The organism is Lentzea guizhouensis (assembly GCF_001701025.1).
GTDB classification, from domain to species: Bacteria; Actinomycetota; Actinomycetes; order Mycobacteriales; family Pseudonocardiaceae; genus Lentzea; species Lentzea guizhouensis.
On record NZ_CP016793.1, the window covers coordinates 1,784,619 to 1,810,421 of the forward strand.

Annotated in this window: 18 protein-coding genes and 2 pseudogenes; 8 read left to right on the forward strand and 12 right to left on the reverse strand. The window is 71.9% G+C overall.

Annotation, left to right across the window (positions count from 1 at the left end; translation table 11 throughout):
• Nucleotides 1-77 precede the first annotated feature (77 nt).
• A complete protein-coding gene (locus tag BBK82_RS08950; RefSeq protein ID WP_065914579.1) occupies nucleotides 78-437 on the forward strand; it encodes a DUF2399 domain-containing protein in 360 nt (119 codons plus the stop codon).
• A 17-nt stretch (nucleotides 438-454) separates the two neighbouring features.
• Here the strand turns inward: BBK82_RS08950 and nudC are convergent.
• The 4 genes and pseudogenes from nudC to BBK82_RS08970 all read right to left on the reverse strand — a co-directional run bounded on the left by nudC (nucleotide 455) and on the right by BBK82_RS08970 (nucleotide 5,690).
• Nucleotides 455-1,401, reverse strand: a pseudogene (nudC, locus tag BBK82_RS08955) (NAD(+) diphosphatase).
• On the reverse strand, nucleotides 1,398-2,786 hold the full coding sequence (locus BBK82_RS08960) for a M16 family metallopeptidase (protein WP_065914580.1): 1,389 nt from the start codon (nucleotides 2,784-2,786) through the stop codon (nucleotides 1,398-1,400). The pseudogene nudC and the gene BBK82_RS08960 overlap by 4 nt, the downstream one beginning before the upstream one ends.
• A complete protein-coding gene (locus BBK82_RS08965) occupies nucleotides 2,783-4,066 on the reverse strand; it encodes a M16 family metallopeptidase (protein ID WP_065914581.1) in 1,284 nt (427 codons plus the stop codon). Before BBK82_RS08965 ends, BBK82_RS08960 begins: the two co-directional genes overlap by 4 nt.
• A gap of 10 nt (nucleotides 4,067-4,076) precedes the next feature.
• The gene (locus BBK82_RS08970; protein WP_154697198.1) at nucleotides 4,077-5,690 is read right to left on the reverse strand and encodes a DUF2207 domain-containing protein; all 1,614 of its coding nucleotides are present in this window, start codon (nucleotides 5,688-5,690) and stop codon (nucleotides 4,077-4,079) included.
• Nucleotides 5,691-5,945: 255 nt separating this feature from the next.
• Here BBK82_RS08970 and BBK82_RS08975 point away from each other — a divergent pair, with 255 nt between their 5' ends.
• The 3 genes from BBK82_RS08975 (at nucleotide 5,946) to BBK82_RS08985 (ending at nucleotide 9,324) form a co-directional block, all read left to right on the forward strand.
• Complete coding sequence (locus BBK82_RS08975; RefSeq protein WP_237048101.1) at nucleotides 5,946-7,055, forward strand: neutral zinc metallopeptidase; 1,110 nt, start codon at nucleotides 5,946-5,948, stop codon at nucleotides 7,053-7,055.
• A gap of 241 nt (nucleotides 7,056-7,296) precedes the next feature.
• The gene (locus BBK82_RS08980) at nucleotides 7,297-8,415 is read left to right on the forward strand and encodes a neutral zinc metallopeptidase (protein WP_237048102.1); all 1,119 of its coding nucleotides are present in this window, start codon (nucleotides 7,297-7,299) and stop codon (nucleotides 8,413-8,415) included.
• A gap of 15 nt (nucleotides 8,416-8,430) precedes the next feature.
• On the forward strand, nucleotides 8,431-9,324 hold the full coding sequence (locus BBK82_RS08985; RefSeq protein ID WP_065914583.1) for a neutral zinc metallopeptidase: 894 nt from the start codon (nucleotides 8,431-8,433) through the stop codon (nucleotides 9,322-9,324).
• Between the two features lie 1,010 nt (nucleotides 9,325-10,334).
• Here the strand turns inward: BBK82_RS08985 and BBK82_RS56685 are convergent.
• From BBK82_RS56685 to BBK82_RS09000, 3 genes are read right to left on the reverse strand one after another with little or no spacing between them, the layout of a single operon-like run.
• Nucleotides 10,335-10,616 carry a hypothetical protein gene (locus BBK82_RS56685; protein WP_418287487.1) on the reverse strand — a complete coding sequence of 94 codons (282 nt, stop codon included), beginning with the start codon at nucleotides 10,614-10,616 and terminating at the stop codon, nucleotides 10,335-10,337.
• Nucleotides 10,510-11,874 (reverse strand): sensor histidine kinase, encoded by a 1,365-nt coding sequence (locus tag BBK82_RS55985; protein WP_261340696.1) that lies wholly within the window; start codon nucleotides 11,872-11,874, stop codon nucleotides 10,510-10,512. Before BBK82_RS55985 ends, BBK82_RS56685 begins: the two co-directional genes overlap by 107 nt.
• 38 nt (nucleotides 11,875-11,912) lie before the next feature.
• Nucleotides 11,913-12,581 (reverse strand): response regulator transcription factor, encoded by a 669-nt coding sequence (locus BBK82_RS09000; RefSeq protein ID WP_053739297.1) that lies wholly within the window; start codon nucleotides 12,579-12,581, stop codon nucleotides 11,913-11,915.
• A 79-nt stretch (nucleotides 12,582-12,660) separates the two neighbouring features.
• On the opposite strand from BBK82_RS09000, the gene BBK82_RS09005 reads away from it, so the two are divergent.
• Both BBK82_RS09005 and BBK82_RS09010 read left to right on the forward strand, forming a co-directional pair.
• Nucleotides 12,661-13,248, forward strand: coding sequence for a single stranded DNA-binding domain-containing protein (locus BBK82_RS09005; RefSeq protein ID WP_065914586.1), 588 nt, complete (start codon nucleotides 12,661-12,663; stop codon nucleotides 13,246-13,248).
• A gap of 74 nt (nucleotides 13,249-13,322) precedes the next feature.
• Complete coding sequence (locus tag BBK82_RS09010) at nucleotides 13,323-13,745, forward strand: hypothetical protein (RefSeq protein WP_065914587.1); 423 nt, start codon at nucleotides 13,323-13,325, stop codon at nucleotides 13,743-13,745.
• On the opposite strand, the gene BBK82_RS09015 is transcribed toward BBK82_RS09010, so the two are convergent.
• On the reverse strand, nucleotides 13,717-14,757 hold the full coding sequence (locus tag BBK82_RS09015) for a potassium channel family protein (protein WP_065914588.1): 1,041 nt from the start codon (nucleotides 14,755-14,757) through the stop codon (nucleotides 13,717-13,719). The genes BBK82_RS09010 and BBK82_RS09015 overlap by 29 nt on opposite strands.
• Nucleotides 14,754-16,163 (reverse strand): M20/M25/M40 family metallo-hydrolase, encoded by a 1,410-nt coding sequence (locus tag BBK82_RS09020; RefSeq protein ID WP_065914589.1) that lies wholly within the window; start codon nucleotides 16,161-16,163, stop codon nucleotides 14,754-14,756. Before BBK82_RS09020 ends, BBK82_RS09015 begins: the two co-directional genes overlap by 4 nt.
• A 62-nt stretch (nucleotides 16,164-16,225) precedes the next feature.
• Between BBK82_RS09020 and BBK82_RS09025 the strand changes: the two genes are divergently transcribed.
• Complete coding sequence (locus BBK82_RS09025) at nucleotides 16,226-16,606, forward strand: DoxX family protein (protein WP_065914590.1); 381 nt, start codon at nucleotides 16,226-16,228, stop codon at nucleotides 16,604-16,606.
• 75 nt (nucleotides 16,607-16,681) lie between these two features.
• A complete protein-coding gene (locus BBK82_RS09030) occupies nucleotides 16,682-17,209 on the forward strand; it encodes a hypothetical protein (RefSeq protein WP_179953763.1) in 528 nt (175 codons plus the stop codon).
• On the opposite strand, the gene BBK82_RS09040 is transcribed toward BBK82_RS09030, so the two are convergent.
• The 3 genes and pseudogenes from BBK82_RS09040 to BBK82_RS09050 form a co-directional block, all read right to left on the reverse strand.
• Nucleotides 17,193-20,552 (reverse strand): ATP-dependent DNA helicase, encoded by a 3,360-nt coding sequence (locus BBK82_RS09040; RefSeq protein WP_154697199.1) that lies wholly within the window; start codon nucleotides 20,550-20,552, stop codon nucleotides 17,193-17,195. The two genes, BBK82_RS09030 and BBK82_RS09040, sit on opposite strands and share 17 nt — an antisense overlap.
• A 295-nt stretch (nucleotides 20,553-20,847) precedes the next feature.
• Nucleotides 20,848-23,983 (reverse strand): annotated as a pseudogene (locus tag BBK82_RS09045) (ATP-dependent helicase).
• Nucleotides 23,984-24,121: 138 nt separating this feature from the next.
• The gene (locus tag BBK82_RS09050; protein WP_237048103.1) at nucleotides 24,122-25,795 is read right to left on the reverse strand and encodes a putative bifunctional diguanylate cyclase/phosphodiesterase; all 1,674 of its coding nucleotides are present in this window, start codon (nucleotides 25,793-25,795) and stop codon (nucleotides 24,122-24,124) included.
• Between the last annotated feature and the right edge of the window lie 8 nt (nucleotides 25,796-25,803).

Here is a 25,803-nt window from a genome sequence, read left to right on the forward strand (position 1 = left end):
ACGCGCCGGCGTGCTGCCCGACGCCTACAGCAACCCCGTGCTGACCCGACACGTTCGACGCCGACGAGGTCACGGTCGTGCGCAGCCCGCGGCTGCTCGAGTCCGGCGTCGCGGGCCCGTTGATGGTCCTCCCGCACGGCCTCACCCCGCAGGCCAGGCACCACCTCAGGGGCCGGACCGTCCGCTGCCACAACGACTTCACGCCCGGCGGCATCGTGCGCGCCAACGAGATCCTCAAGCACACCGGCGGGACCGCGTGGCGCATGGCCGCCGCCGACTACCGCGAGGCCGTGGCCACGTTGATCGCGCGCGGGGTCGAGCTGCCCACGCTCAACACCCGGCCGGAGAACGCGAGCTGGGACCCGGACCTCGCCGGGACCATGGCCACGACCGGTCTGCTGGTCACCGAGGAGCACGTGCTGCCGGCACTGCTCTGACAGCGCACCGCGACCGCTCAGTCCTGTAGCGACCAGCTCTGCAGCATCCGGAACGCGATCGACGCGCCACCGGCCAGCCCGAGTCCCGGCACGCTGCCCGGTTCCTCGATCGCCCTGCGCACGTCCGCCCGCGACACCCACTTCGCCTCGGCGATCTCGCCGTCGGCGAGCAGCAGCGGGTCGGCGGGTCGGCCACGGCCTCGAAGCCGATCATCAGCGAGCGCGGGAACGGCCACGGCTGCGAGCCCAGGTAGCGGATGTCCCGCACGGCCACGCCGACCTCTTCGAGGATCTCGCGGGCCACGCAGGCCTCCAGCGACTCGCCCGCCTCGACGAAGCCGGCCAGGACCGAGAACCTGCCCTCCGGCCACTGCGGGCCGCGCGCCACCAGGACCCGGTCGGCGCCGTCGTGCACCAGGCAGATCACCGCGGCGTCGGTGCGCGGGTACTCCTCGCGGCCGCAGCCGGTGCACCTGGTGTGCCAGCCCGACTTCTCCACGACCGTCGGCGAGCCGCACTTGGCGCAGAACCTGCCGAGGCGGTGCCACTGGAACAGCGCCACCGCGGTCGTGAAGAGGCCCGCCCACATGTCGTCCAGCGTCGCGCCGGACTGGCGCAGGTCGAGCCACTGCGGCTCGTCGGTCAGCTCGGGTGCCGCCCAAGACCGGGGCGTCACGGGTGCGTCGCCGTCCTCGGCAGGCACCTGGACCGCCCAGTGCGCCACGCCGTCCTGTTCGCCGAGCAGCACGGCGCCCGACGGCGGCTCGTCGCCGAAGTCGGGGGCCGGGCGGTCGACGATTCTCGTGCCGCGGTCGGACACCAGGGTGCGGCCCCCGGTGTCGACCACGATCACGCGTGCCTTCGGCCAGAGCGCGGCGATCCGTTCCTCGTCGCCGCGCAACGGCTCGTTGCGGTCGACCGCTGCCCGCGAGAGGGCGGGGAGACCGACCAGGTCGAAGCTCACGGGACCTGGACCCCGCCCAGGGCGCGGAGCTTCGGCGCCAGCTGCTCGGCGTCGCCGACCAGCACACCGGTGAAGTTGGCCGGTGCGAAGAACTCCAGCGCCGCCGCCGCGACCTGCTCCGGCGTGACGGCCTCCAGCCGCCGCGGGTGCGCGACCAGCCAGTCGATGTTCAGGCCCAGTCCGGCGAGGTTCACCAGGAACGACGCGAGACCGCCCTGCGACGACGTGGACGTGAGCAGCGACCCGATCGCGTACCGGCGTGCGACGTCCACTTCGGACTCCGACGGCGGCACCATGCCGAGGCGGGCCAGCTCGTAGCGGGTCTCCAGCAGCGCCGCCGCCGTGACCTCCGAGGCCGTGTCCGCGTCGATCAGCAGCGTGGCGCCGTGGATCGTGAACTCGGGGTGCGACCGCGCGCTGTAGGTGTAGCCCTTGTCCTCGCGGATGTTCTCGACCAGGCGCGAGGAGAAGAACCCGCCGTAGACCAGGTTCGCGAGCTGCAGCGCCGGGTAGCGCTCGTCGGTGCGCGGGATGGCCTGCGCGGCCAGCCGGATCTGCGACTGCACGGCACCGGCGCGGTGCACCAGCTGCACGTCGCCACCCTTGACCGCGGGCAGCGGCGGCAGCTGGAACGCCTCGCCGTCGCCGGTCCACGTCTCCATCGCCGCACCGATCTGCGCGACCGCGTCGGACGGCTCCACGTCGCCGACGACGACCAGCACCGAACCCTTGGGCAGCAACGCCTTGCGGTGCAGCGCCAGCACCTCGTCGCGGGTGACGGCGGCGACCTCGTCGGCCTCCGGCATCTCCTTGGCGTACGGGTGGTCGCCGTAGAGCACGCGCTGCAACGCCTCGCGTGCGATGACGTTCGGCTGCGAGCGGGCGATCGTGATGCGCTCGACCAGGCGGCCGCGCTCGCGCTCGATCTCCTCGGCCGGGTAGGACGCGTTCGTCAGCACGTCGCGCAACATGTCCAGCACCGTGCCGAAGCCGGTGGCCAGCGCGTTGCCGGTGAAGCTCAGCCGCTCCGGGTCGACCACGGCGTCGAGCTCGCCGCCGACCAGCGCCAGCTCGGTGTCGATCTGCACGCGGCTGCGGGTCTCGGTGCCGGTCAGCACGGTGTTGGCGAGGATCTCGGCCTGCGCCGCGTGCGCCGAGCCGCTGCCGGGCTCCGCCGGGTCCGCGAACGGCACGCGCAGCCGCACCTCGACCATCGGCACGGTGGCACGGCGGACGGCGATGACGCGCAACCCGTTCGGCAGCGTGGTGTCCACAGTGGACAGCTCGGCGGCCGCCTCCTGGTGGCCCAGCTCCGGCAGCGGGCGCGGACCGGCCTCGGTGCGCCCGATCTCCTCGGCGGAGCGGTGGGTCTTCGCGGCGGTCACTGCGTTCCTCCGGTGGGCTTGACGAGAAGAAGTGCGCGGGCGTCGGGACGCAGCGCCTTGGCGGCGGCCGACACCTCGTCCACGGTCACCGAGGCGATCCGCTCCGGCAGTTCGTAGATGAGCTCGGCGCGGCCGAACAGCAGCTCCGCCGAGCCGAGGCCCAGCGTGCGGTTCGTGAGCCGGTCGTGCTCCTTGTGCATGGTCGAGGCCCAGCGGGCGGTGACCTTCGCGAGCTCCTCGACCGAGGGCGGTTCCTGCGCGAGCTTCTGCAGCTCCTCGTCGATCGCCGCGACGACCTGGGAGGCGTCGACCTCCGGCGTGTGGATCGCGGTGATGCTGAAGGTGTCCGGGTCGCGGGCTTCCAGCGGGCCGAACAGGCCGCAGCCGGCGTTGAGGTCGATCACGATGCCCTCGCGGTGCACCAGGCGCTGCTGCAGGCGCGAGCTGTCGCCGTCGGTCAGCACGCCGGCGAGCACGAGGTAGGCGAGGTAGCCGTCGATGTCGGTGACCGGGTCCGGCACGCGGTAGCCGATCGCGATCGCGGGCAGCGGGGCCAGCGCGTCGCCGTGCTCGTGCCGGACCTCACCCTGCGGGGCGGGCTCGGCGAACGAGGGGCGCTCCGGCTTCGGCCGCGCGGGCACGTCGCCGAAGTGCTTCTCCACCAACGCCTTCGTGGCCTCGACGTCGAGGTCGCCCGCGACCGTCAGCACCGCGTTGGACGGCGAGTAGTAGGTGTCGAAGAACTCCGCGCAGTCGTCGACCGTCGCGCTCTCCAGGTCGACGAAGTCGCCGTAACCGTTGTGCGCGTTGGCGAACGTCTTGAACAGCACCGGCGGCAGCAGGATCCAGGGGAACCCGCCGTACGGGCGGTTCAGCACGTTGAGCCGGATCTCCTCCTTCACCACGTCGATCTGGTTGCGGAGGTTCTCCTCGGTGAGCTTCGGCGCCCGCATGCGGTCCGCCTCGAGGAACAACGCGCGCTCCAGCGCCGCCGAGGGCAGCAGCTGGTAGTAGTCCGTGTAGTCCGGGTGCGTCGACCCGTTGAACGTGCCGCCCGACGACTGCACATGCCGGAAGTGCGCGAGCTTCTCCAAGCTCTCGCTGCCCTGGAACATCAGATGTTCGAACAGGTGCGCGAAACCGGTGCGCCCCTCGGGCTCTGAGCGGAAGCCGACGTCGTAGTGCACGCTGACGCCGACGACCGGTGCGCTGGCGTCGGGGGCGAGCACCACCCGCAGGCCGTTGGGCAACGTGAACCTGTGCAGTTCGGGTGAGGCCATGCCCGCCAGCCTACGGGTTCGGCGTCCGGAGCGATCGCAGGTGGCCCGCCTGGGCGAGCACGCCGTCGAGCGCCCCGAGGAACGCGGGGAAGCTGCGCCGGAAATCGGTCGCGCCGCCGTACCAGTAGAGGTCCTGCTGGCCGAACGTCGTGAGCCAGCGCTCGGTCTCGCCGAGCACCACCGCGTACGGCAGCGACCGGGAGAACACCAGCTCGCGGTCCTCCTCCGGCACGTCGCCGGGCGTCACGCCGTGCAGGTACCCGCGCAGGCCGCGGACGTGTTCGAGCAGCGCGCTGCCGCGCTTGGTGCGGGCGGGCATCGAGCGGGCGCCGAACGCCAGCGCCACGCCGCCGACCGCGACGGCCAGCCCGAACAGGGCGTTGCCGATGGTCAGCGCGAGCACGACCGTGGCCACCACGCCCAGCACCGCGAGCACGATCCCGACCCACCAGAACAGGGTGCGCTCGGCGTCGGGGCGGCGGGCGAACCAGCGCTTCTCCACCACGTCGGCGTAGAGGCGGTCGCGGACCCGGGCGAGGTCGATGCCGCGGCCGCGCAGCTCGGACACGGTCACCGCGTCCGCGCCGGCGGGCAGCAGCGCCTCGTAGACGGCCTTCTCGTAGCCGGACAGCGAGGCGTCGGCCGGGTTGCGGCGCATGATCTGCCAGTCGTGGCCCTCGGTTTCCGCGATCCACAGGTAGTTGCGCACGGCGAGGTCGATCACCGTGGCGGTCACGTCGACGACGTCCACGTGCTCGTCGACCACCGTGCCCACCTGACCGGGCAACACACCATCGGGTGAAGCGAAGGCGACGCGGTCGTCCTGGTCGCGCACGAGCACGCTGACCGGGCCGACCTCGCTGGCGAGCGCCGCCGCGTCCCTGCCGCGCAGGAACCACAGCAGCACGACACCGCCGAGCAGCAGGAGCAGCAGCCCGCCGAGCGCGGCGCCGCTGGCCGGGGTGAGCGCGAAGGCGGCGGCGAGACCGGAGGCCTCGACCACGACGGCGTTCGGGGGCACGACACCGGCGGCCAGCCCGACCGCGACGTCGACGCGTTCCCCGGCGCCGAGCTTGATCTCCTGCGCCCGCACGCCCTTGCCGTCCGCGAGGTCGGCGCTGGTGCACGGCTGCGACGACCCGACGGGCCCGGCGAGGCAGTTGACCGACGTGGGCGAGTCGGGTGCGGAGAACGTGGCGGACACCTTGTCGAGCTCGGTGTCCCAGCCGCCGGCGACCTGCCAGCGGACCTCCAGCGCGTCACCGACGGGCGCGACCGCACCCTCGACGACGTAGGTCACCGTGGCCTCGCCACCGTCGAGGGTGAGCTCGAAGGCGTCACCGCTGACGTTCGCGCTGCCCTTCCCCTCGACCTTGGCGTCGGAGATGCGGTACTGGCGCTCGAGGTCGTTGCCGACGGCGAGTCGCAAGGGGACGGTCCGCTTGACGGTCTTGCCGTCGGGCACGCGAACCGTCTCGGTGACCGACAGCCGGGCGTCGCGCTCCAGCCGCATCCGCACCTCGGTGCTGACGGTCCCTGGCAGCGGCTGCGCGAACGCGCCGACGGGCACCACTGTCGTCAACGCGATGGCGGCGAAGATCGCCACGCCCCAGTTTCTCGACACGGCTGCGGACAATAGCGGAGTCGCCATAAGCTCTGGCGCTGTTTCCAATAGACGCCATCTGGGGGATTTACGGCGATGACGCAACCACCGCCGCCGGGCAATTGGCCACCACCACGCCCGGTCGGCCCGCCGCCCGTGCCCTCGGCACCGCCGCACGGCCCGCCGATGCCTCCCCGCCCGGTCCAGGGACCGCCTCCGCTGCGTCCGACGGGCCGGCTCCGCGTCCGATGGCACGCCACCGATGGCACCGCCACGATGGACCGCCTGCCGGCCGTCCCGCGCTGCCGCCTCCCGGCCACCCCGCTCCCGCCACCGCGCCCGTCATGCCCCGCCGCACCCAGGCACGGGCCACCCGGCACGGGCCACCCCGGCGGTTTCCACCCGTACCCGCCCGCCCTGCCCCCTCGCCGCAAGAGCAGCAACGGCCCCATCCTCGCCCTCGTGCTCGGCGGCGTGGCGGTCCTCGGCATCGCGGCGGTCGGCGGGTTCGCGGCGACGTTGAACAGCAAGGTGCGCGACGCGGGCTATTCGAACTACACGACCTACAGCCCGACGTACACCTCCACGTCGACCACGACCACGACCACGACGACCAAACCGGCCACCACGACCAGGGCGACGACCAGCACGCCGCCCGCGCAGGCCGGCCCCAAGGCCGTCTACAAGCTCGCCGACCACCCGATCTTCGGCTCGCCGAACTTCGGCGCGTACGACATCGACGCCTGCCGCCTGCCGCAGATGGAGTACTCACCGGCCGGTGAGGACCGCTTCCTGCAGGCCGCGCTGCCGTGCATCGAGAAGGCGTGGAAGCCGATGTTCCAGAAGGCGAACCTGCCGTACCAGCCGGTCGAGGTGCAGACCCACACCGGCACGATCCAGACGCCGTGCGGCGACCACACCGTGAACGAGACGGCCGTGTACTGCCGAGGCGTCATCTACTGGCCGGCCGGGTTCTACGCGAACGAGCCGAACATGGTCCGCCACCCCGGCAAGTACCTGGGCCAGCTCGGCCACGAGTACGGCCACCACGTCCAATGGCTGTCCGGCATGCTGCGCGCGGCCGACCAGGCCCAGTACGACGTGGGCGGCTGGGACACGCCGAAGGGCCTGGAACTGAACCGCCGGCTGGAGCTGCAGGCGACCTGTTTCGGCGGCATGACGCTGGCACCTCTCTCGCGCAACGGCGTCCTGCCCATGGACGTCATCAACACGGGCCTGCAAGATGCGGGCCAGCGCGGCGACTACAACCGCACTCCTGACCACGGCAGCCAGCCCAACAACCACCGTTGGGTCATGCACGGCCACAAGCAGAACAAGACGAGCGCCTGCAACACGTGGGCGGCGAGCCCGGCGGACGTCGCATGAACCGATCTCCCGTCCGGCGCGTCCCAGAGGTGTGGCCGGGACGCGTTAGCCCGGTCGGGGGACGCGAAGATCTCGTCCGCCTATGCTCGTACCCGACCAAGGCTCACCGTTGGGGGGACCCAAGGCGATGACGCAACCACCGCCACCGGGCAACTGGCCGCCGCCACGCCCGGTCGGCCCGCCGCCGATGCCCGCACCCCTGGGGCAACCACAGCGTCCGCCTCACGGGCCACCACCGGGCATGCCGCCGCAGGGCCCTCCCCCGCCGCCGTACGGTCCGCCGCCGGGCCAGTTCGGCCAGCCCACCGGCCAGTTCGGCCCGCCTCCCGGCCAGGTCATGCCCCCGCCGCAGCCCTCGTGGGGCGGTTACGGCCAGTACCCGCCGCCGCCTCGGAAGAAGAGCAATGCCCCTATCGTGGCGTTGGTGCTCGGCGGTGTGGTGATCCTCGGGCTCGGCGCCATCGGCCTGTTCGCGGCGACGCTGAACAGCAAGGTCAAGGACGCGGGCTACTCGGGTTACACGACCTACAGCCCGACGTACACCTACACCAGCACCGAGCAGGCGGCGACCACGACGCCGGCCCCGTCGCGCTCGGCCCCCTCCCGCGCACCCTCGACCCAGGCGACGCCCGTGGGCCCGAAGGCGGTCTACGCGCTCGCGGACCACCCGTTCCTGAGGTCGAACATCGGCGCGAACCGGCTGGCGAGCTGCCCGTTGCCCGCCATGGACTACTCGCCGGCGGGCCAGGACCGCTACCTGCGCGCCGCCCTGCCGTGCATCGAGGCGATGTGGAAGCCCGCGCTGCAGGCGGCGAACATGCCGTACCAGCCGGTCGAGCTGCACATCGTGACCGAGAGCGTCCAGTACCCGTGCGGCACCGTGCGCCCCGACTCGACGGCCCGCTACTGCCAGGGCGGCATCTACTGGACCGCGAACGCCTACGCGGCCGAGCGCAACCCGAACAAGCCGAACCACCCCGGCAAGTACCTGGGCCAGCTCGCCCACGAGTACGGCCACCACATCCAGTGGCTCACCGGAATGCTCAAGGCCTCGGACCGCGCGCAGTACGACGCGGGTGGGTGGGATACTCCGAAGGGCCTCGACCTGAACCGCCGGATGGAGCTGCAGGCAACGTGCTTCGGCGGCATGACGCTGGCACCGTTGTCGCACGGCGCGGTCCCGATGGACGTGATCCAGACGGGCATCTCCGACGCGGGCAACCGGGGTGACTACGACATCTACCCCACGAAGGACCACGGCACACCGCAGAACAACGCGAACTGGGTGAAGCAGGGCTACTCGTCGAACCAGGCGTCGCAGTGCAACACCTGGGCCTCCGCCCCCCAGTCGGTCTCGTAAGGAAAGGCGCACCACGTGACCCAACCGGCGGGGAACAACCCGTTCGTTCTCGCGGGCGTGTTCGCGCTGGTGGTCGCGTTCGTCCTGGGCATCGGCCAGCTGACCGGCCCCCAGGTCGTCTCCGGCCACGCCCTCGCCGAGTCCTCCCGCCCCGTCGCCCCCTCCACGGAGCCCTCCACCCCGATCCGCCCGCGAGCCGTCTACCGCCTCGCCGACCACCCGTTGCTCCTGAATCCGACCCCGCTGCCCCCCGTGACCTGCGACCTCCCGCGCTTCGGCACCTCGGACACGGCCCTGGCCGCCTACTACACCGCAGGCGTCGCCTGCCTGGACGCCGCCTGGGGCCCCCTGCTGACCACGGCGAACATGCCGTTCGAAAAGCCGATGCTGGACGCCTCCCCGGTCCTGAAGGACGGCCCCTGCGGCGCCGCCCCGGAATCCGACCACGCGGTCGCCTACTACTGCGGCCGCAACCGCACGATCTACATGCCCACCTCCCGCCTCCGCACGAACGGCGGCGGCGAGGCCCCCGCAACCCACCTCGCCACCCTGTCCCACGAGTACGGCCACCACGTCCAGGCCCTCACCGGCCTCCTCCGGGCAGCCGACCTGAAGATCACCGACGCAGGCGAGAAGACCCCGGCGGGCCTCGAAATGTCGCGCCGCATCGAACTGCAGGCGAACTGCTTCGCGGGCATGTTCCTGACCGCCGCCGCGGGCCGCGGCTCGGTGACCCCGTCACTGGCGCAGCAGGCCCAGGAGGACTTCAGGTACGCGATCGAGGAAGCACCGGAGAACAACGCCCATGGCTCGGCGAAGAACCAGGCGAACTGGGCGACCACGGGCTTCAAGGCAAACTCAACCGCAGCGTGCAACACGTTCTCAGCACCCGCCCAGCAGGTCTCGTAACCGTTTCACGACCGCTTCCAGCCCTGGTCGCGACACTTCCGGCCACCCGATCGAGTGAAGGTTGTCCTGATGCGTCCCCTATGACGTCTATCAGGCATGTCACGAACACCTGACCTCGAACGCCTGCGAATGAGGAAACGCGAGCACCGCACCCCGCACCATTTCCCCACCGCCGCCCACCGCCCCGCTTTTGATCGAGCCGAAGGCGACCCGAAAAGCCAACGCACCCAACTCAAGCGGCCCCGCGGTGGGTGGCTTCCCCGTCTAGCGCTCCGATCGTTTGCCGGGCCTGGGAGGGAATGTCAACCGGGCACGCTTTTCGCCCGGTTGACATTCCCTCCCAGGTCTGGCGCGCTCTGGTGCGCTGGACGGGGAAGCCACCCACCGCAACGCAACCACCAACGCACCAGGCAGCCGCCCAACGCAACCGGCGTGCCATCAACCCGCGAACGGCGCTGGCCCAGGCTTCTTTGGGAGTGTCGGGGTCTGGGGCAGCGCCCCAGGAAAAAACCGCCACGGACGCCTGCCGACCCGACCACCTACGAACTCACGACCGCCGCCCGCCAACGCAACCGGGGGACGCCCCACGCAACCGCCGCGCCCGCCGGACCGCCGGAACGGCGACACCCCGACCAAGCACCCCGACTCCAGCTACCTCAACCAGGCCCGCTCATCCACGAACTTCGTCGGCTCCCCGAGAAACACCCCAGGATCGCGCACCACCCCATACGCCACATTCATCGTCACGAGCTCGTAAACCCACTCACTCCCACAAGCACACCCCCCAAACCGATGGTTGATCTGCCACCGCACCCACTCCCCACGAGGAATCCGCACAGCCGGCGGCCTCCGATCCCGCCGAGGCGCATAAAACGGGTTGTCCCGGACGAGCACCCGCAACCGCCCGTCCTCCTCCTTCAACGACAGATCCCGCACTTCCCCACGATCATCGCTCCGAACCGGCCCCCACTCCGGCACGAACGCGCCGCTCTCATGCAACCTCACTTCGGTCACGCCAAACCCGTTGCCGTGCAACGGAAACCCCACCGGGGCGGCGTTCCGCAGCGCAGCCGTGTCCCCACCACGTGACAACCTCGTCCACGAGATCCGCACAACCTGCACCACGACGTCCACAGCCGGTGATGGAAGCAAACCGCCCGCGGTATGGCGAGCGATTTCGCGGCCTCAGCCCGGCTCGTGCCCCGCCTGGCCCGCCTGGCCCGACTGGCCCACCTGGCCCGACGGAAACTGGTCCGACGGAAACTGGCTCGGCGGAAACTGGCCCGGCGCAAGCGGACCCGCAGCCTGCCCCGACTGGCTCCGCGGCAACACCACCCGAAACACCGCCCCACCCTCCGAAGCCTCACAGGTCAACTCACCCCCGTGCGCCCGCACCACCCCTCGCGCGATCGCCAGCCCCAACCCCGACCCACCCGACCGCCGGTCCCGCGCATCGTCCAACCGCACCAACCGGTCGAAGATCCGCTCACGCTCCGACGCAGGCACCCCCGGACCGTCATCAGCCACCGTGAACCCGGTCAGGTCGACCCGGATCCGCACCGTCCCCTGTGGACCGGTCGCCTGCCGCGCGTTGTCCACCAGGTTGGCCAGCACTTGCGCCAGCCGCTGCCCGTCCCCCACCACCACAACGGAAACACCCTCGACGGCGATGTCGAAGTCGGGCGCCACGAACCGGGTCCGCGCCACCTCCGCCTCCGCCAGCCCGAGCAGGTCCACGGACTCCCGCTGCATCTCGTACCCGGCGTCCAGCTGCGCGAGCGCCAGCAGGTCGTCCACCAGCCGCCCTGCCCGCCGTGCCTCGCGCACCAGCAGGAACGACATCTGGTCGCGATCCGGCGAGTCCACCGGCGCCTGTACCAGGGCCTCGGCCACCGCCTGCACACCGGTGATCGGCGTGCGCAGTTCGTGCGCGGCATCCGCCACGAACCGCCGGGTCCGCAGCTCCGAACCCTCCAAAGAGTCGAGCATGCCGTCGAATGCCGCCGCGGTCCGGCCCAGCTCCGTGTCCGTGCGCGACGGATTCAGCCGCCCACCGCGGTGCCCCGCCGCGATCGCCTGCGCCAACGACGTCATCGCGTCCAACGGGGCCAGCGCACGCCGGACCACGAAGAACAGCAACGCACCCACCAGGACGACAGCACCGAGGCCCAGCAGCATCAGCAGCTTGCGCAACCGGCCCTGGGCCACCGAGATCGCGCCGTAGTCGGCGTCGACCGTGACCCGGACGCCCAGCACGACCTTCTCGCGGCGGCCGGGTGAGGCCTCGTCGGGGGTCTCGCCGAACTCGCGGCCGTCGGGCAGGCGGAGTTTGACGCGCATGTTGTTGCGCGACAGGTCTTTCGCGATCTGGCGGGGCGGACGGCCGCTGCGGATCATCTGGGTGGCCCGGTTCTCGGTTTCGAGGGCGACCGTGCCGAGGTCCTTCGCGGACTGTTGCGCGAACGTCCGGTCGACGGAGATCACCAGAGCGATCATCACGACGATCAGCACCAGCAGCACCGACACCGCCACGCGCCGACGCAACGACACCGTGCGCAGTGAGGGCAACCGCGACGAACCTGAGGGGCTCATTCCTCAGCCCGCAACACGTACCCCAGCCCGCGCACGGTGTGCACGAGGCGCGGCCCGTGTTCCTCCAACTTCCGGCGCACCGCCGACACGTGCACCTCGACCAGGTTCGGGTCGTAGTCCTCGTAGCCCCACACCGCGGTCAGGATCTGCGTCTTCGACACCACCCGGCCGCGCTGCGCCGCCAGGTACACCAGCAGCCGCAGCTCGGTCGCCGTCAGCTCGATCGGCTGGTCCGCGCGCATCACGACACCGGCGTCGGCGTCCACGACGAGGTCGCCCACCTGGACGGTCGACGGTGTGCGCCCCAGGCGCCGCAGCACCGCGGACACGCGCGCCACCAGCTCGGCCAGGACGAACGGTTTGCCCACGTAGTCGTCGGCGCCGCCGGACAGGCCGCGCAGGCGGTCGGGGACGCCGTCGCGCGCGGTCAGCATGACCACGCCGGCTCCGGAGGCGCGGCGGATGACCTCGAGCAGCTGGAAGCCGTCGCGGCCGGGCAGCATGACGTCCAGCACGACGAGGTCGGGGCGGAAGCGGCCCAGGTCGGCCTCCAGCTGACGCCCGTCCAGGCGGTGCTGCACCTCGTAGCCGGACTCGCGCAGCGCGGACGAGACGGCGGCGCCGATCGCCTCGGCGTCCTCGATCACCAACACCCTGGCGGACACCTCCTCATTCTGCTGATCATCGGCGAAGTCGGCGACTCACCTTCAGCTCAGATTCAGGCTCGCCCCTCACGCTGGGCGCATGTCGAAGAAATCAGCGTGGGCCGGCGCTCTCGTCGCGGCGGCCGGACTCACCGTCGGCGGCATCGCGGTCGCGACGGCGGCGGACAACCCCGACGGCCCGCCCACCGCGGCGTTCGCCGAGCGCCACCCCGGTGGCCCCGACAAGGGTCCCGGCAGGGGGCCCGGCCGGGACAAGGTGCAGAACCTCAAGGACAGCACGCTCGTGGTCGGCCGGGTCAAGGCGGTCGAGACGGGCAAGCTCACGATCACCAAGGACGACGGCGGCGAGGTGTCGCTGACCACGGACGGCAGCACCAAGCTGCGCGGCGGTGACCTCGCCGGGCTCAAGGCCGACCAGCGGGTGACCGTCCGGGTCAAGGACGGCAAGGCGCTGAACGTGGTCCTCGCCAAGGCCCAGGAGCGCGGCACGGTCAAGGACGTCAACGGCAACAGCGCCGTGCTGGTCCAGGTGGACGGCCTGCAGACGCCGCTCGACCTGTCCGCGGTGAGCGAGAAGCCGAAGAACGGGGACCTGGTCGCGGTGACCGGGACCGTGTCCGACGGCAAGACCGTCAAGGTCGAGCAGCTGCGCCAGCTGCCGAAATAAAACCGGGCTCCCGCGCGGGCCGCCGCGTCTGCGAACATCGCAGTGTGGCGGTTCCGCGAAGCCCGGACAGATGGGTGTTCATCCTGCTGGTCGTCGGACTGGTGGGCATCGGTGTTGCGGTCGCCCTGCTGGTGCCCACGAAGGTCCTGGGCTCCTCCGAACCTCCCCGGCGGGTCGCTGCGACCGTCGTCGAGAGCGGCTCCTGCGGCCAGGGCATGGACACCGTCGAGTGGGACGCCGACGGCCAGAAGAAGCAGGCGAAGCTCGACGGGTGCGGCCACCGCAAGGGTGAGACCGTCGAGGTCGTCGTGTCGGACGGCGACATGGTCCAGTCCGCGGCCTCGGTCCCGGCCGGGCTGCCGATGTCGAGCCGCCTCACCGCGCTGCTGCTGTGCCTGGCAGCGCTGGCGGGCGGCTTCTACGCGTTCCTCTTCCGCTACGCGCCGCTGCGCGCACCGGCCGTGCTGCCTACTCCCCGGCCGGGGTCACCTTCTTGACGTAGAGCAGCCGGTCGCCCGGCTCGATCGCGTCCGCCTCCGGTGCGTCGACGCGGTACAGCTTCCCCAAGCGCACCACGCCCAGCACTATGTCCGACAGGTGCCGCGGCGACCCGCCCACCTCACCCGGCTCGACGTCGCGTTCGGCGATCGCGAGGCCCGCGTCCGGCGTGAGCAGGTCCTCGACCATCGCGACCACGGTCGGCGTCGCGGTGGCCATGCCGAGCAGGCGGCCCGCCGTCTCGGACGACACGACGACCGAGTCGGCGCCGGACTGCTTGAGCAGGTGCTCGTTCTCCCGCTCCCGCACCGACGCCACGATCATCGCCTTGGGTGCCAGCTCACGGGCGGTGAGCGTGATCAGCACCGCCGTGTCGTCCCGGTTCGGGGCGACGACGATCGCGCGCGCACGGGCCGCGCCGGCGACCCGCAGCACGTCGTTGCGCGTACCTGAGCCGTGCACCACCACGAGCCCCTTGGCGGTCGCCGCGTCGAGCGACTCCTGCACGGTGTCGACGACGACGATCGAACCCGGCTCGACACCGTCACCGAGCAGTGCCGCCACCGCGGAACGCCCCTTCGTGCCGTAACCGACGACCACCACGTGGTCCCGCACGACCCGCCTCCACTTCTGAATGCGCAACGCCTGACGGGAGCGCTCGGTGAGAACTTCGAGTGTCGTGCCGACCAGCACGATCAGGAACAGCACCCGCAACGGCGTGATGACCAGGACGTTCACCAGCCGGGCGGTGGACGACGCCGGCGTGATGTCGCCGTAGCCGGTCGTCGAGAGCGACACCGTGGCGTAGTAGAACGCGTCGAGCAGCGAGACGCCGTCCTCGTTCACGTCCCGGTAGCCGTCGCGGTCCAGGTAGACGATCAGCACCGCGAGCAGCAGCGCCGCCATCGCGCCGACGACGCGTTTCAGGATCGCGCGAACAGGGCTCTCGACCTTGTCCGGCATCCTGATCACGCCGACGAGCGAGTGCGACGCCTCGTCAGTCAGGCTCATCGGGTCAACCTCTCGGGCAGCATCCGCCACAGGTGAGCGGCCGCCTCCGCACCTTTGAGGAGCAACGGCACGACCACGCGCTCGTTCGGCGCGTGGACGCGATCATCCGGCAAGGTCGCCCCGAGGTACACGAGGGGGACTCCGAGCCACGCCTGCAGCACCGCCGCCGGTCCGGAACCGCCCGCTCGCGCGAACCGCACCGGCTGGTCGAAGGCGAGCTCCAGCGCGTCGCGGACGGCCTCGTTGGCCGGGTCGTCCGGGCTGATCGCGTACGGCGGCACGCCGGTGCCGCGGAAGCTCACCTCGGCCCTGATGCCGTCCGGGGTGTGCTGGGCGACGAACTCCCGCAGCTGGCCGGCGACGTTCTCCGGCAGCTGGTCGGGCACGAGCCGGAAGCTGATCTTCGCGGTCGCCGACGCCGGGATGATCGTCTTCAGGCCGGGGCCGGTGTAGCCGCTGGACAGGCCGTTGACCTCGGCGGTCGGGCGCACCCAGATCCGTTCGAACGTGGTGTAGCCGGGTTCGCCCGCCACGGCCTGCGCGCCGCCCGCGTTCTGCGCCAGCCACCTCCGCTCGTCGAACGGCAGTGCCGCGTAGTCGGCGCGTTCCCGCTCGGTCGGTTCGCGGACGTCGTCGTAGAAGCCGGGGAGCTGGATGCGGCCGTCCTCGTCGTGCAGCGCGGCGACCAACCGGGCGAGCGCCGTCGCCGGGTTCGGGATCGCCCCGCCCGCGCGGCCGGAATGCACGTCGTCGGTTCCGCCGAAGAACGTGATCTCGCCGCCGAGAACACCGCGCTGACCGGTGTTCACCGTGGGCGTGTCCCGATCGTGCACTCCCGTGTCGGTGAACACGACAAGATCACATCCGAGGTCGTCCCGGTGATCTTCGAGGAGCTTTCGCAGGTGCGGGGAACCCGATTCCTCCTCACCCTCGATGAACAGTTTCAAGGTGACGCCCGGCGCATTCCGACCGGTGGCGGCCAGGTGGGCCTTCACCGCGAGCAGGTGCATCGCGACCTGCCCCTTGTCGTCGCTCGCCCCGCGCCCGAGCAGCTCGTCGCCGCTGGTCACGGGCTCGAACGGCGGGTGGTGCCAGCGGTCGACCGGGTCGACGGGCTGGACGTCGTGATGACCGTAGACGAGCACGGTCGGAGCGCCGGGGTCCGCGGCGGGCCAGCACGCGTACACCGCGGGCAGCGCCGGGCCGTGGTCCCAGACCTCGACCTCCGGCCAGCCGTCCGCTCTGAGCCGGTCAGCCAGCCACTGGGCGGAGCGGTGCACGTCGGCGTGGTGCGCCGGGTCGACACCGATCGACGGGATGGTCAGCCACTCGCGCAGCCCGGCGAGGAACTCCTCCGCCAGCGCGGCGACCGCGGACCGTTCGGGATGATGAGAATCACCTGCCACGCTCGGGGAGGATAGGGCAGCCCGCACTCGCCTACGCGGCGTAGGCATGACAGGGTGACGGCATGGAACCGAACCGTTCCCGGGCGCGATCGGCGTTGGCGCTCGCCGCACTGCTCGGTCTGGCCGGAGCGACCCACTTCACCAGGCCGAAGTACTACGACGCGATCGTTCCGCGTGCGCTGCCCGGCACCCCGCGGCAGTGGACGTACGCGTCGGGTGCGGCGGAGCTCGCCGTCGCGGCCGCGGTGGCCGTCCCGCGCACGCGCCGGCTGGGCGGTCTCGCCGCCGCCGCGCTGTTCGTCGCGGTCTTCCCGGCGAACGTGAAGATGGCCCTCGATTTCCGGGACAAATCACCCAAGGCCAAGGCAATTGCCTATGGGCGTCTGCCGGTGCAGATCCCTCTCGTGGTGTGGGCGTGGAAAGTGGCGAAGTCCTCGCCTTGATGAACCTCGGTGTGAATGACGAGGTGTCGCGCAAACGCTGTCATTTTCCGCGCGAGGGACCCTAGGATGCGCCCTGTGCAAACGCTTCTACACCACGCCGCAGCTGCGCTCGACTGGGACGGGGTCGTCGTTCCCGACGTCGCCGTGCTCGGTCAGCAGGTGTCCGCGGTGGTGCGTTTGCTGCCCGAGGTCCACGAGTGGAGAACCCAGAACGGCTGGCCGCCGCGCGCGGACCCGTCGTGGTTCCGCTCCTGGTTCGAGCCGGCCGCCCACGACCGCCTGCCCGTCGCCGCCGTCGAGCTGGTCGGTGTGCTGGTCAGCGAGTCGACGACCGACCGGGCGCTGCAGTCGTGCGGCACGTTGCTGACCCTCGCGCCGTGCGCGGTCATGTTGCCGCGAACCGGTGAGTCGCAGGCGTGGTCGTTCATCGAGCTCGACTACTACGGCATCGGTGTCGTGGTGGCGGACGAGTCGTCCGCGGACCTGATGGTGCCGCCGGAGGACCGGTCACCGGAGTTCGGGCCGTCGCTGTTCGGCCGCTGGCTCCTCGAAGTGCTCTACGAACGCGTGCTGAAGGCCTCGCACGCTAGCCAACTGACCTGATCAGGTCCTTCAGCCCGGCCTCGTCCAGCAGGTCGGCCGGCCGCAGCGTGTGGTCGTGCCGGACGTAGTGGAACGCGGCCCGCACCTGCTCCAGCGGGGCGTCCACCAACGCCGCCCACGCCAGCCGGTACGCGGCGAGCTGCACCGACAGCGCCGGGAGCGCCTCCGCGTCGGGCACCGCGCCGGTCTTCCAGTCGACGACGGTCCAGCCGTCCGGGTCCTTGTAGACGGCGTCCATCCGGCCGCGCACCGAGATTCCGTCGAACTCCGCCTCGAACGGCACCTCGACGTCGTGCGGGGTGCGCTCGGCCCACGCGCTCGTCAGGAAGGCCTCCTTCAGGCGGTCCAGGTCCGCGTCGGGGGCCGCGTCGGCGTCACCGGCACCGGGCAGCTCGTCGATGTCGAGCAGGCGGGTGGCGCCGAACCTGTTCTCCAGCCAGGTGTGGAACGCGGTGCCGCGGCGCGCCAGCGGGTTCGGCGGGAACGGCAACGGCCGCCGCAGCCTGCGGGCGAGCAGGTCGGGGTCCTTGGCCAGCTCGACGAGCTGGCTGACGCTCAGGTGGTCGGGCAGCACGACCTGCTCGCGCCGGTTCATCGACGCGGCCCGTTCGGCGAGCAGCACGTCGACGTCCGCGGCCCAGCCCTCCGGGTCGGCGTCCTCCGGCATCTCCGGGTCGTCGGGGACCACGTCGTCCGGCAGCGGTTCGGGCTCCGGCGGGAAGTCGTCGTCCGGCGGCGGATCGTCGGGCGGCGGGTAGTCCTCGTCCTCCCGCAGCGTCTCGGGTTCCGGTTCGTCGAAGATCAGCGGGAGCGGCTCCGGTGGTGCGGTGCGGAGCTCGTCCAGCGCGGCCAGCACCATCTCCGCGCCCTCGACGACGGCGTCGCGGCGCTTGCCGAGCGGATCGGCGGGCCACTGCGCGGCCTTCACGTCCTGCGCGAGCGGGTTCGGGGTCTCCGGCTCCGGTTCGCCGGCCCAGACGCTGATGTCGCCCGCGTGGTCCCGCCGGAAGACCTCGTGCATCTCGGTGAGGAACACCGAGGGCCCCTTGGGCTTCTCGCCCGCCTCCCCCCACCAGTGGCCGGACAGCAGCAGGCTGTGCTCCGCACGCGTGACGCCGACGTAGAACAGCCGGCGTTCCTCGACCAGCCTGCGGTCCTCGAACTCCTCTGCGTGGATCGTGAGGGCCTCGTCGACCTCCTTGCGGTTGAAGCCGGCACTCAGCTTCAGCTCGGGCAGGTCCTGGGAGTCACCGCGCAGGTCGGCGGGCAGCTCGGTGACCGCCTTGAGCCAGCACGACGACTTCTTGCGGCCCGGGAACACGTCCTTGACCAGGTGCGGCAACGCGACGATGTGCCACTCCAGCCCCTTCGCCGAGTGCACGGTGAGGATCTGCACCCGGTCCTCGGACACCTCGATCTCGCCCGGCTCCAGCCCGTCCTCGGCGTGCTCGGCGGTGTAGAGGTAGTCGAGCAACGACGGCAGCGTCGCCGACGGGCTCGCGGCCGCGAAGTCCGTGACCACGTCGGCGAACGCGTCGAGGTGCGCGCGCCCGACCATGCCCGGCCTCGACATGGCCTCGATGTCCAGCAGCAACGTCCGTTCGACGTCCGCCACCAGCTCCGGCAACGGCTGGGTGAGCCTGCGCCGCAACGACGCCAGCTCGCCACCGAGCCGGCGGATCCTGCGGTAGCCGTCCGTCGAGTACGCGTCCGGGTCGCCGGGGTCGTCGAGCGCGTCGGCCAGACCGGCCTGCTCGGCGTGCTCGCCGGGGAGGGCGTCCGCGATGACGAGCAACGGATCGTCCACAACGGACTGCCGGGACTGCACACCGGCGAGATCCCTGGCACGGGACCAGAGTGCGGCGAGGTCCCGTGCGGCGAGGCGCCAGCGCGAGCCGGTGAGGAGTCTCGCGGCCGCCGTGCCGGCGAGCGGGTCGACGAGCACCCTCAGCGCTGACACCAGATCGCGCACCTCGGGTTCGTCGAGCAGGCCGCCGAGCCCGACGACCTCGACGGGCAGACCGCGTTCCCGGAGAGCCGCCGCGATGGCCGCCATGTCCGACCGTCGCCGCACCAGCACGGCCGCGGTCGGCGGCGCGCCTTCCGCGTCGAGGTGCGCAACCCATTGCGCCGCAACGTTGTCCGCGACCCAGTCCAGCTCCTGGCGGATGTCGGCGTGCAATGCCAGCCGCACGTCCCCCTGGCCCGCACCGGGTCGCGCCTTGAGCTCGTCGACGTCGAGCCCGGCCTCCCGCAGCGGCAACGACACCGCGTTCGCCAGCTCCAGCACCTCCGGCGGGTTGCGGAAGCTGGTCAGCAGCCCGAACTTCTTCGTCGGCGGGAAGTCGTCCACGAACCGCGGCAGGTTCGCCGCCGACGCCCCGCGCCACCCGTAGATGGCCTGCGCGGGGTCACCGACCGACGTGACCGGCATCGGCTTGCCCTCACCGAACAGGCTGCGCAGCAGCACCCGCTGCGCGTGCCCGGTGTCCTGGTACTCGTCCAGCAGCACCGCCCCGTACCGGGCACGTTCGCCCTCGTTGACCTCGGGGAACTGGGCGAGCTGCGCGGCCAGCGACATCTGGTCGGCGAAGTCGAGGGCGGCTTCCTTGCGCTTGCGCTGCTGGTAGGCGTCGAGCAGTGGCAGCAGGGCGACCCGGAGTCGTTGCGCCGCAACGATCTCTTTGAGCTTTTCGGGCAGCGCGTCGCGTTGGCGCGGCGCCTTGGGGGCGTTCTCGACGAGCGCGGTGAACTTCTCGGCGTGTGCTTGGAGCTGGTCGGGCGTGACGAGGTGCTCACCGAGCTCGCCGGCGAGCGCGAGCAGGTAGCCGGTGATCGTGGCGGGCACCTTGTCGGTGTCGAGGTCCTTCGCCCACGTCGAGACCACGCGGTGCGCGAGCTGCCAGGCCGCGGTCTCGGTGAGCAGCCGGACGCCGGGCTCGACCGGGAGCCGGAGCCCGTGCTCGGTGACCAGGCGGCCCGCGTAGGCGTGGTAGGTGAGGACGACGGGTTCGCCGGTGAGCACGGCCATCTTGCGCTCACCGCTGGGGTCGAGGTCGTCGAGCAGGCTGGACCCGGCGAGCCTGCGGAGCCTGGCTCGGACGCGCTCGGCGAGCTGACGGGCGGCCTTGCGGGTGAAGGTGAGGCCGAGGACGCGGTCGGGTTCGACGAGGCCGTTGGCGACGAGCCAGACGACCCTCGCGGCCATGGTCTCGGTCTTGCCGGCACCGGCGCCCGCGATGACCAGAGCGGGCTGGGCGGGGGCGGCGATGACCTCGGCCTGCTCGGGGGTGGGCTTGTTGAGGCCTAGAGAGTCGGCGATCTCGAAGGGGCTGACGGTCATGGCGCGACCGGGTGGGGCGAAGGCGAGGTGGCGGGCTCGGCGACGGGTGCGGTGGCGGTGGTGGTGGGCGCGGCGGCCGCAGGCACAGCGGCGGGCGCGGTGGCGTTCGCCACAGGAGCACGGCGACGCGGCTCATCGCGTGAAGCGACAAACCGGTCACGGGTGCTGGGCAACGTCACCGACACATCTTCCTACCTGCTCCGAACGGCTCCGCACCACCCGGCCCGACACGTTCGTCCGACGTTCCGCCGGGCGAAAGACGCAGGTCACCGGCGAGCCGTGCACCCACTGCCACCTACTCGCTCACCTGGCGTCCTGACGGGTGGACCGGGCACGTCGTGCGGGCCGGGCAGCGGTCGCAGTCCGAGTTCTCCCGCGCGGTGTAGGACGGGCCGAGCACCGACTCCGCCGCGTCCTGCACGACCTCCAGCCACGCGCGCACGCCCTGTTCGTCGAGCGGGGCCTGGGTGCGTTCGACGGCGCCGGTCTTCTTGTCCTCGCGGGCCACGTACAGCAGCCGCGCGCCGCCCGGTTCGGTGCCCAGGCCGATGTGGGTGAAGCCGCCCAGCGAGGTCGCCAGCTGGTAGACGGCGAGCTGGGGGTGTTCCTGGCCGGCGTCGCGGGACACCGGGTTCTTGCCGGTCTTGATGTCCACCACGATCGGGCGGCCGTCGGCGTCGTGTTCGAGGCGGTCGACGCGGCCGCGGACCTGCAGCCAGGGGCCGCCGTCGCGTTTGGGGACCTCGACGGACATCTCCTCCTCGACCGCGACCTGGGTGAGCTGGCTGCGGGTCATGGTGAGCCAGGCGAGGAACGTGTCGAGCATCTTCTCGACGCGCATGCGTTCGCGGCGGGAGAACCAGGGGGCGCCCGCGTCGACGGCGGCCCAGGCCTCGTCGAGCTTGACGCGCAGTTGCCGAGCGTCGGCACCGGAGGCGGCGGCCTGGGCGAGGGCGTGGACCAGGGTGCCGGTCACCGAGGCGAGCTCGGCCGGGTCCTGGCCGCCGTGGCGTTCGACGACCCAGCGCAGCGGGCACTTGGTGATCACCTCGATGGTCGAGGGGGTCACGCTGACCTTTTGCTCCTCGGTCCACAGCGGAGCGTCCGACGACACCGCGGCGACGCCGTACCAGGACTCCGGGTGGGCGCCGGGGACGTTCGCCTCGGCCAGGCGGGCCAGCTGCGCGGCAGCGCGGGAGCGGCGGTCGGCGGGTTCGGCGTCCGAGCAGACCACGCGGCGCAGCTCGCCGACCAGCTCGGCGAGGACCAGGCCGCGCTGGGGGCGGTGGAGCTTGCGCTCGTCCTCGGCGGACGACTCGATCTCGTCCAGGAAGCGCGACGGCTGTTCGTCCTCGCCGCGGACCGCGCTGATCAGCAGCTTCGACCGGGCCCGGGAGGCGGCGACCAGGAGCAGCCGGCGTTCCTCGGCCAGGATCGGCGCCACCGCGGACACCGACGGTTCGAGGCCGGCCAGCACGTCCACCATGCGTTCGACGCCCAGCACCGTGCCGCGCAGGCGCAGGTCGGGCCACGACCCCTCCTGCACACCGGGCACGGCGACGACCTCCCACTCACGGCCGGCGGCGGCGTGCGCGGTCAGCACGGCCACCGCCTCGCCGATCGGGGCGGAGGCGGCCAGCGTGTCGCCGACGATCCGTTGCGACTCCAGGTAGTCCGCGAACCCGGCCACCCCGGAGCCCGGCAGCCGGTCGACGTACTTCGCGGCCGACTCGAACAACGCCACGATCGCGTCGAGGTCGCGGTCGGCCTGCATGCCGGTGACGCCGCGGCGGGACGACTGCGCGACCCAGCGCTCCTGCAGACCGGTCGCGGTCCACAGCTCCCACAGCACCGACTCCACCGACGCGCCGCGCTCGATCGTCTTGCGCGCCAACGCCAACAGGTGCGAGATCCGGCGGGCGGGCAGTGACTCGACGTCCTCCAGCGCGGCCAGCCGGTCCTCGGTCAGCAGCACCTCGACCAGCAGCTCACCGCTCGGCCGGTCGCCACCGGCGGCCATCTCCAGCCGCCGCAGCCCACGCCGCAACCGCCGCAGCGCCAACGGATCCGCGCCGCCATAGGAAGAAGACAACAGCATCGCCGCCGTGTCCTCGTCCAGTGAAGAAGGAGACGCCGCCGCACGCACCAGGGCCAGCAACGGGCGCACGGACGGTTGTTGCGCCAACGGCAGCTCATCGGACGGCACCGCCACCGGCACGCCCGCCGCGAGCAACGCCCGCTGCAGCACCGGCAACGACAACGTCGCCGACCGCACGATCACGGCCATCCGCGACCACGGCACCTCGTCGGCCAGGTGCGAGCGCCGCAGCTGGTCCGCCACCCACGTCGCCTCCTGCGCCGCCGACGCGAGCAGCCGCACCTGCACCGACCCTCGCCGTCGGCCGGCAGCACGCCCGCGTGGGCGACGCACCCGGCAGCCGGGCCGCCAGCCTCGCCACCGCGTCCCGCACCTCCGGCGTCATCCGGTGCGACCGCGGCAGCACCACCGTCTCGCCCGGCACGTCCCGCAGGATCTCCGGATCGGCGCCGCGGAACGTGAAGATCGCCTGGTCCGGGTCACCGGCCAGGACGAACCGCGCCGCACCCGACCCCAGCGACCTGATCAGCGAGTACTGCATCGGGTCGAGGTGCTGCGCGTCGTCGACCAGCAGGTACCGCACCCGTTGCCGCTCGGCCCACAGCAGGTCCTCGTCCGTGACGAACGCCGCGTACGCCGCCGACACCAGCTCGGCCGCGTCCAGTGCGGGGGCGAACGCCGTCGCGGAGTCCATCCCCGACAGCAGGTTCACCTCCTCGTACTGCTGCCCGAACCGCCCGGCCGCCACCCACTCGTCGCGCCCGTGCTCCTCGCCGAGCTCGATCAGGTCTTCCGGGCCGAGCCCGCGTTCGGCCGCCCGCAGCAGCAGGTCGCGCAGCTCGTGCGCGAAGCCGGGCAGCTCCAGCGCCGGCCGCAACCGCTCCGGCCAGTGCGCGGCACCGAGCTCGACGTCACCGGCCAGCAGGTCGCGCACCATCGCGTCCTGCTCAGGCCCGGACAGCAACCGCGGCGCCGGCTCCTCGAGCCGCACCGCCTGGTTGCGCAGCACCGCGAACGCGTACGAGTGCACGGTCCGCACCAACGGCTCGCGCACGGTCGAGAACCGCCCGGTCAGCAACCGCGTGATCTCGGCGCGCAACGCCACCGACGCGCGCCGGTTCGCGGTCAGCACCAGCACGTTCTCCGGATCGGCCCCGTGCTCCAGCACGACGTGCGCGGCGAGCTCGGCCAGCAGCGTCGTCTTGCCGGTGCCCGGACCGCCGAGCACCCGGAGGAAGCCCTCCTGCGTGAAGACCCGCTGGGCGGCCTCGTCCCACCGGGGACGCGGGCGCGTCTCCGGCTTCCGGCGGACCAGCTGGGGTGGAAGTGCCACGACTCGATTTCACCACGCTGCACCGACAAGATCAGTCACGCCCGCCGGTCGGAGCACCGCCCGGCGCCGTCACCGCACCTCGGAAGCGGCCGGCACACGTCCGCTGACCTGGCCGGACGTCACCCCGGCCCCGTCTGGTCACCGGGGTGGGAGGTTCTCCAGGAAGTCGCCGGCCGGCAGTGCCCCGCTGAAGTGGTCACCGGTCGCGAAGTCCGCGCCCGCGTCCCGCCACCACGCGGCCAGCTCGGCGCTGTCGATCCCGTCGACCGCCACCGACACGCCCTGCTCCCGCAGCAACGGCAGCAGCGCCGCCACGTACTGCGACCGGCTCGCCACCAGGCCGCGCGCCACGCGCACCGCCTGCACCGGCAGGTCGGCGGCGAGCAGGCCGAAGTCGAGCGGCCCCAGCCCGAAGTCGTCGACCGCGGTCAGGACGCCCATGCGGGCCAGCACCGCGACGTTGTCCGCGGCGTCGGCCATCGGCAGCACGGACCCCGGCACGCTGATCATCAGCTGCCCTGGGGCCAGCCCGACCTGGTCGAGCACCCGCACGACCCGCGTCACGAGGTCGGCGTCGGCCGACTGGTGCGCGGTGAGCCGCAGGGCGAGCGCGCGTTCGAACTGCCCGCGCTGCCGCCACCACACCGACTGGCCACCGGCCACCCGCAGCATCCACTCGCCGAGCGGCAGGATCAGGCCGGTCTGCTCGGCCAGCGCCGCGCACCGGTCGTGGCCCAGCGCCTCGGACTCCGGCCGCTCCCAGTGCATCGCGGCCTCGACCCCGCTGACCGCGCCGCTCGCCAGCTCGACGACCGGCCGGTACCGCACGGTGATCTCGCCGTTCTCCCACGCGCTCGGCATCTCGACGGCCAGCGCGTCGTCGCGGCGTTCCTCGGCGTCCTGACCGGCGTGGAACAGCTCCCACTGCCCGCGCCTGCCGCGCTTGGCCCGGCGCAACGCCCGTTCCGCCGAGCGCAGCACGTCGAGCGGTTCCACCTCGCCGCCGGGCCGGTGCACGACACCGGCGCTGACCGACACCGCCAGCCCGTGACCGTCCACATAGGTCGGTTCGAGCATCAGGTCCTCGTTGATGCCCTTCATGATCGTGTCGATGGGCGGGGTGGTCGCCGTGTTCTCGACCAGCACGCCGAACTCGTCCCCGCCGAACCGGGCGATCATGACCTTCTCGTCCGCCAGCAGCGCCTTGAGCCGCTGCGTGACGTGCTGCAGCATCCGTTCGACGACCCGGCCGCCGAAGCTGTCGCGCAGCATGCCGAACGCGTCGAGGTCGAGGTGGAAGACCGTGATGCCGTGCTCGGGATCGCCCTTGCGCAGCGCGATCTCCAGCTGCGTGGTGAAGAACTGCCGGTTCGGCAGCCCGGTCAGCGGGTCGTGCAGCGACTGGCGCTTCAGCTCGTTCTGCAGCAGCTCCAGCTCGGTGCCGTCCTCGACGACCACGACGAAGTGGCTCGGCTCGTCGTTCGCGCCGCGCAGCAGCGACGCCGCCAGCGTGACCCGTGCGACCTCGCCGTCCTTGCGCCGCAACCGCTGCGACTGCCGCACGCGGTCGGTGGTGCCGGCGGCCAGCTCGTCCATCGCCTCGCTCAGCATCTCGGCGAAGCCAGGCTCGACGAGGTCGAACAGCGGCACGCCGGTGAGCTCGTCCGCGGTGCGCTCGAGGATGTGGCCGATGGCCGCGTTCGCCCTGATCAGGGTGCCGTCCAGGTCGACGATCAGCACGCCGTTGGTGGACGACGTGACGACCTCGTTGAACCGGGCCTCGCTCTCCTTGAGGTTCCCAGTTCGCGTCACGGACGGCC

Excerpts from the sequence above, each read along its gene's own strand:
- BBK82_RS08965 (WP_065914581.1), bottom strand. The coding sequence starts at position 4,066 with ATGGCCTCACCCGAACTGCACAGGTTCACGTTGCCCAACGGCCTGCGG.
- BBK82_RS08975 (WP_237048101.1), top strand. The coding sequence starts at position 5,946 with ATGGACCGCCTGCCGGCCGTCCCGCGCTGCCGCCTCCCGGCCACCCCG.
- BBK82_RS08980 (WP_237048102.1), top strand. The coding sequence starts at position 7,297 with ATGCCGCCGCAGGGCCCTCCCCCGCCGCCGTACGGTCCGCCGCCGGGC.
- BBK82_RS09005 (WP_065914586.1), top strand. The coding sequence starts at position 12,661 with ATGTCGAAGAAATCAGCGTGGGCCGGCGCTCTCGTCGCGGCGGCCGGA.
- BBK82_RS09015 (WP_065914588.1), bottom strand. The coding sequence starts at position 14,757 with ATGAGCCTGACTGACGAGGCGTCGCACTCGCTCGTCGGCGTGATCAGG.
- BBK82_RS09025 (WP_065914590.1), top strand. The coding sequence starts at position 16,226 with ATGGAACCGAACCGTTCCCGGGCGCGATCGGCGTTGGCGCTCGCCGCA.
- BBK82_RS09040 (WP_154697199.1), bottom strand. The coding sequence starts at position 20,552 with ATGACCGTCAGCCCCTTCGAGATCGCCGACTCTCTAGGCCTCAACAAG.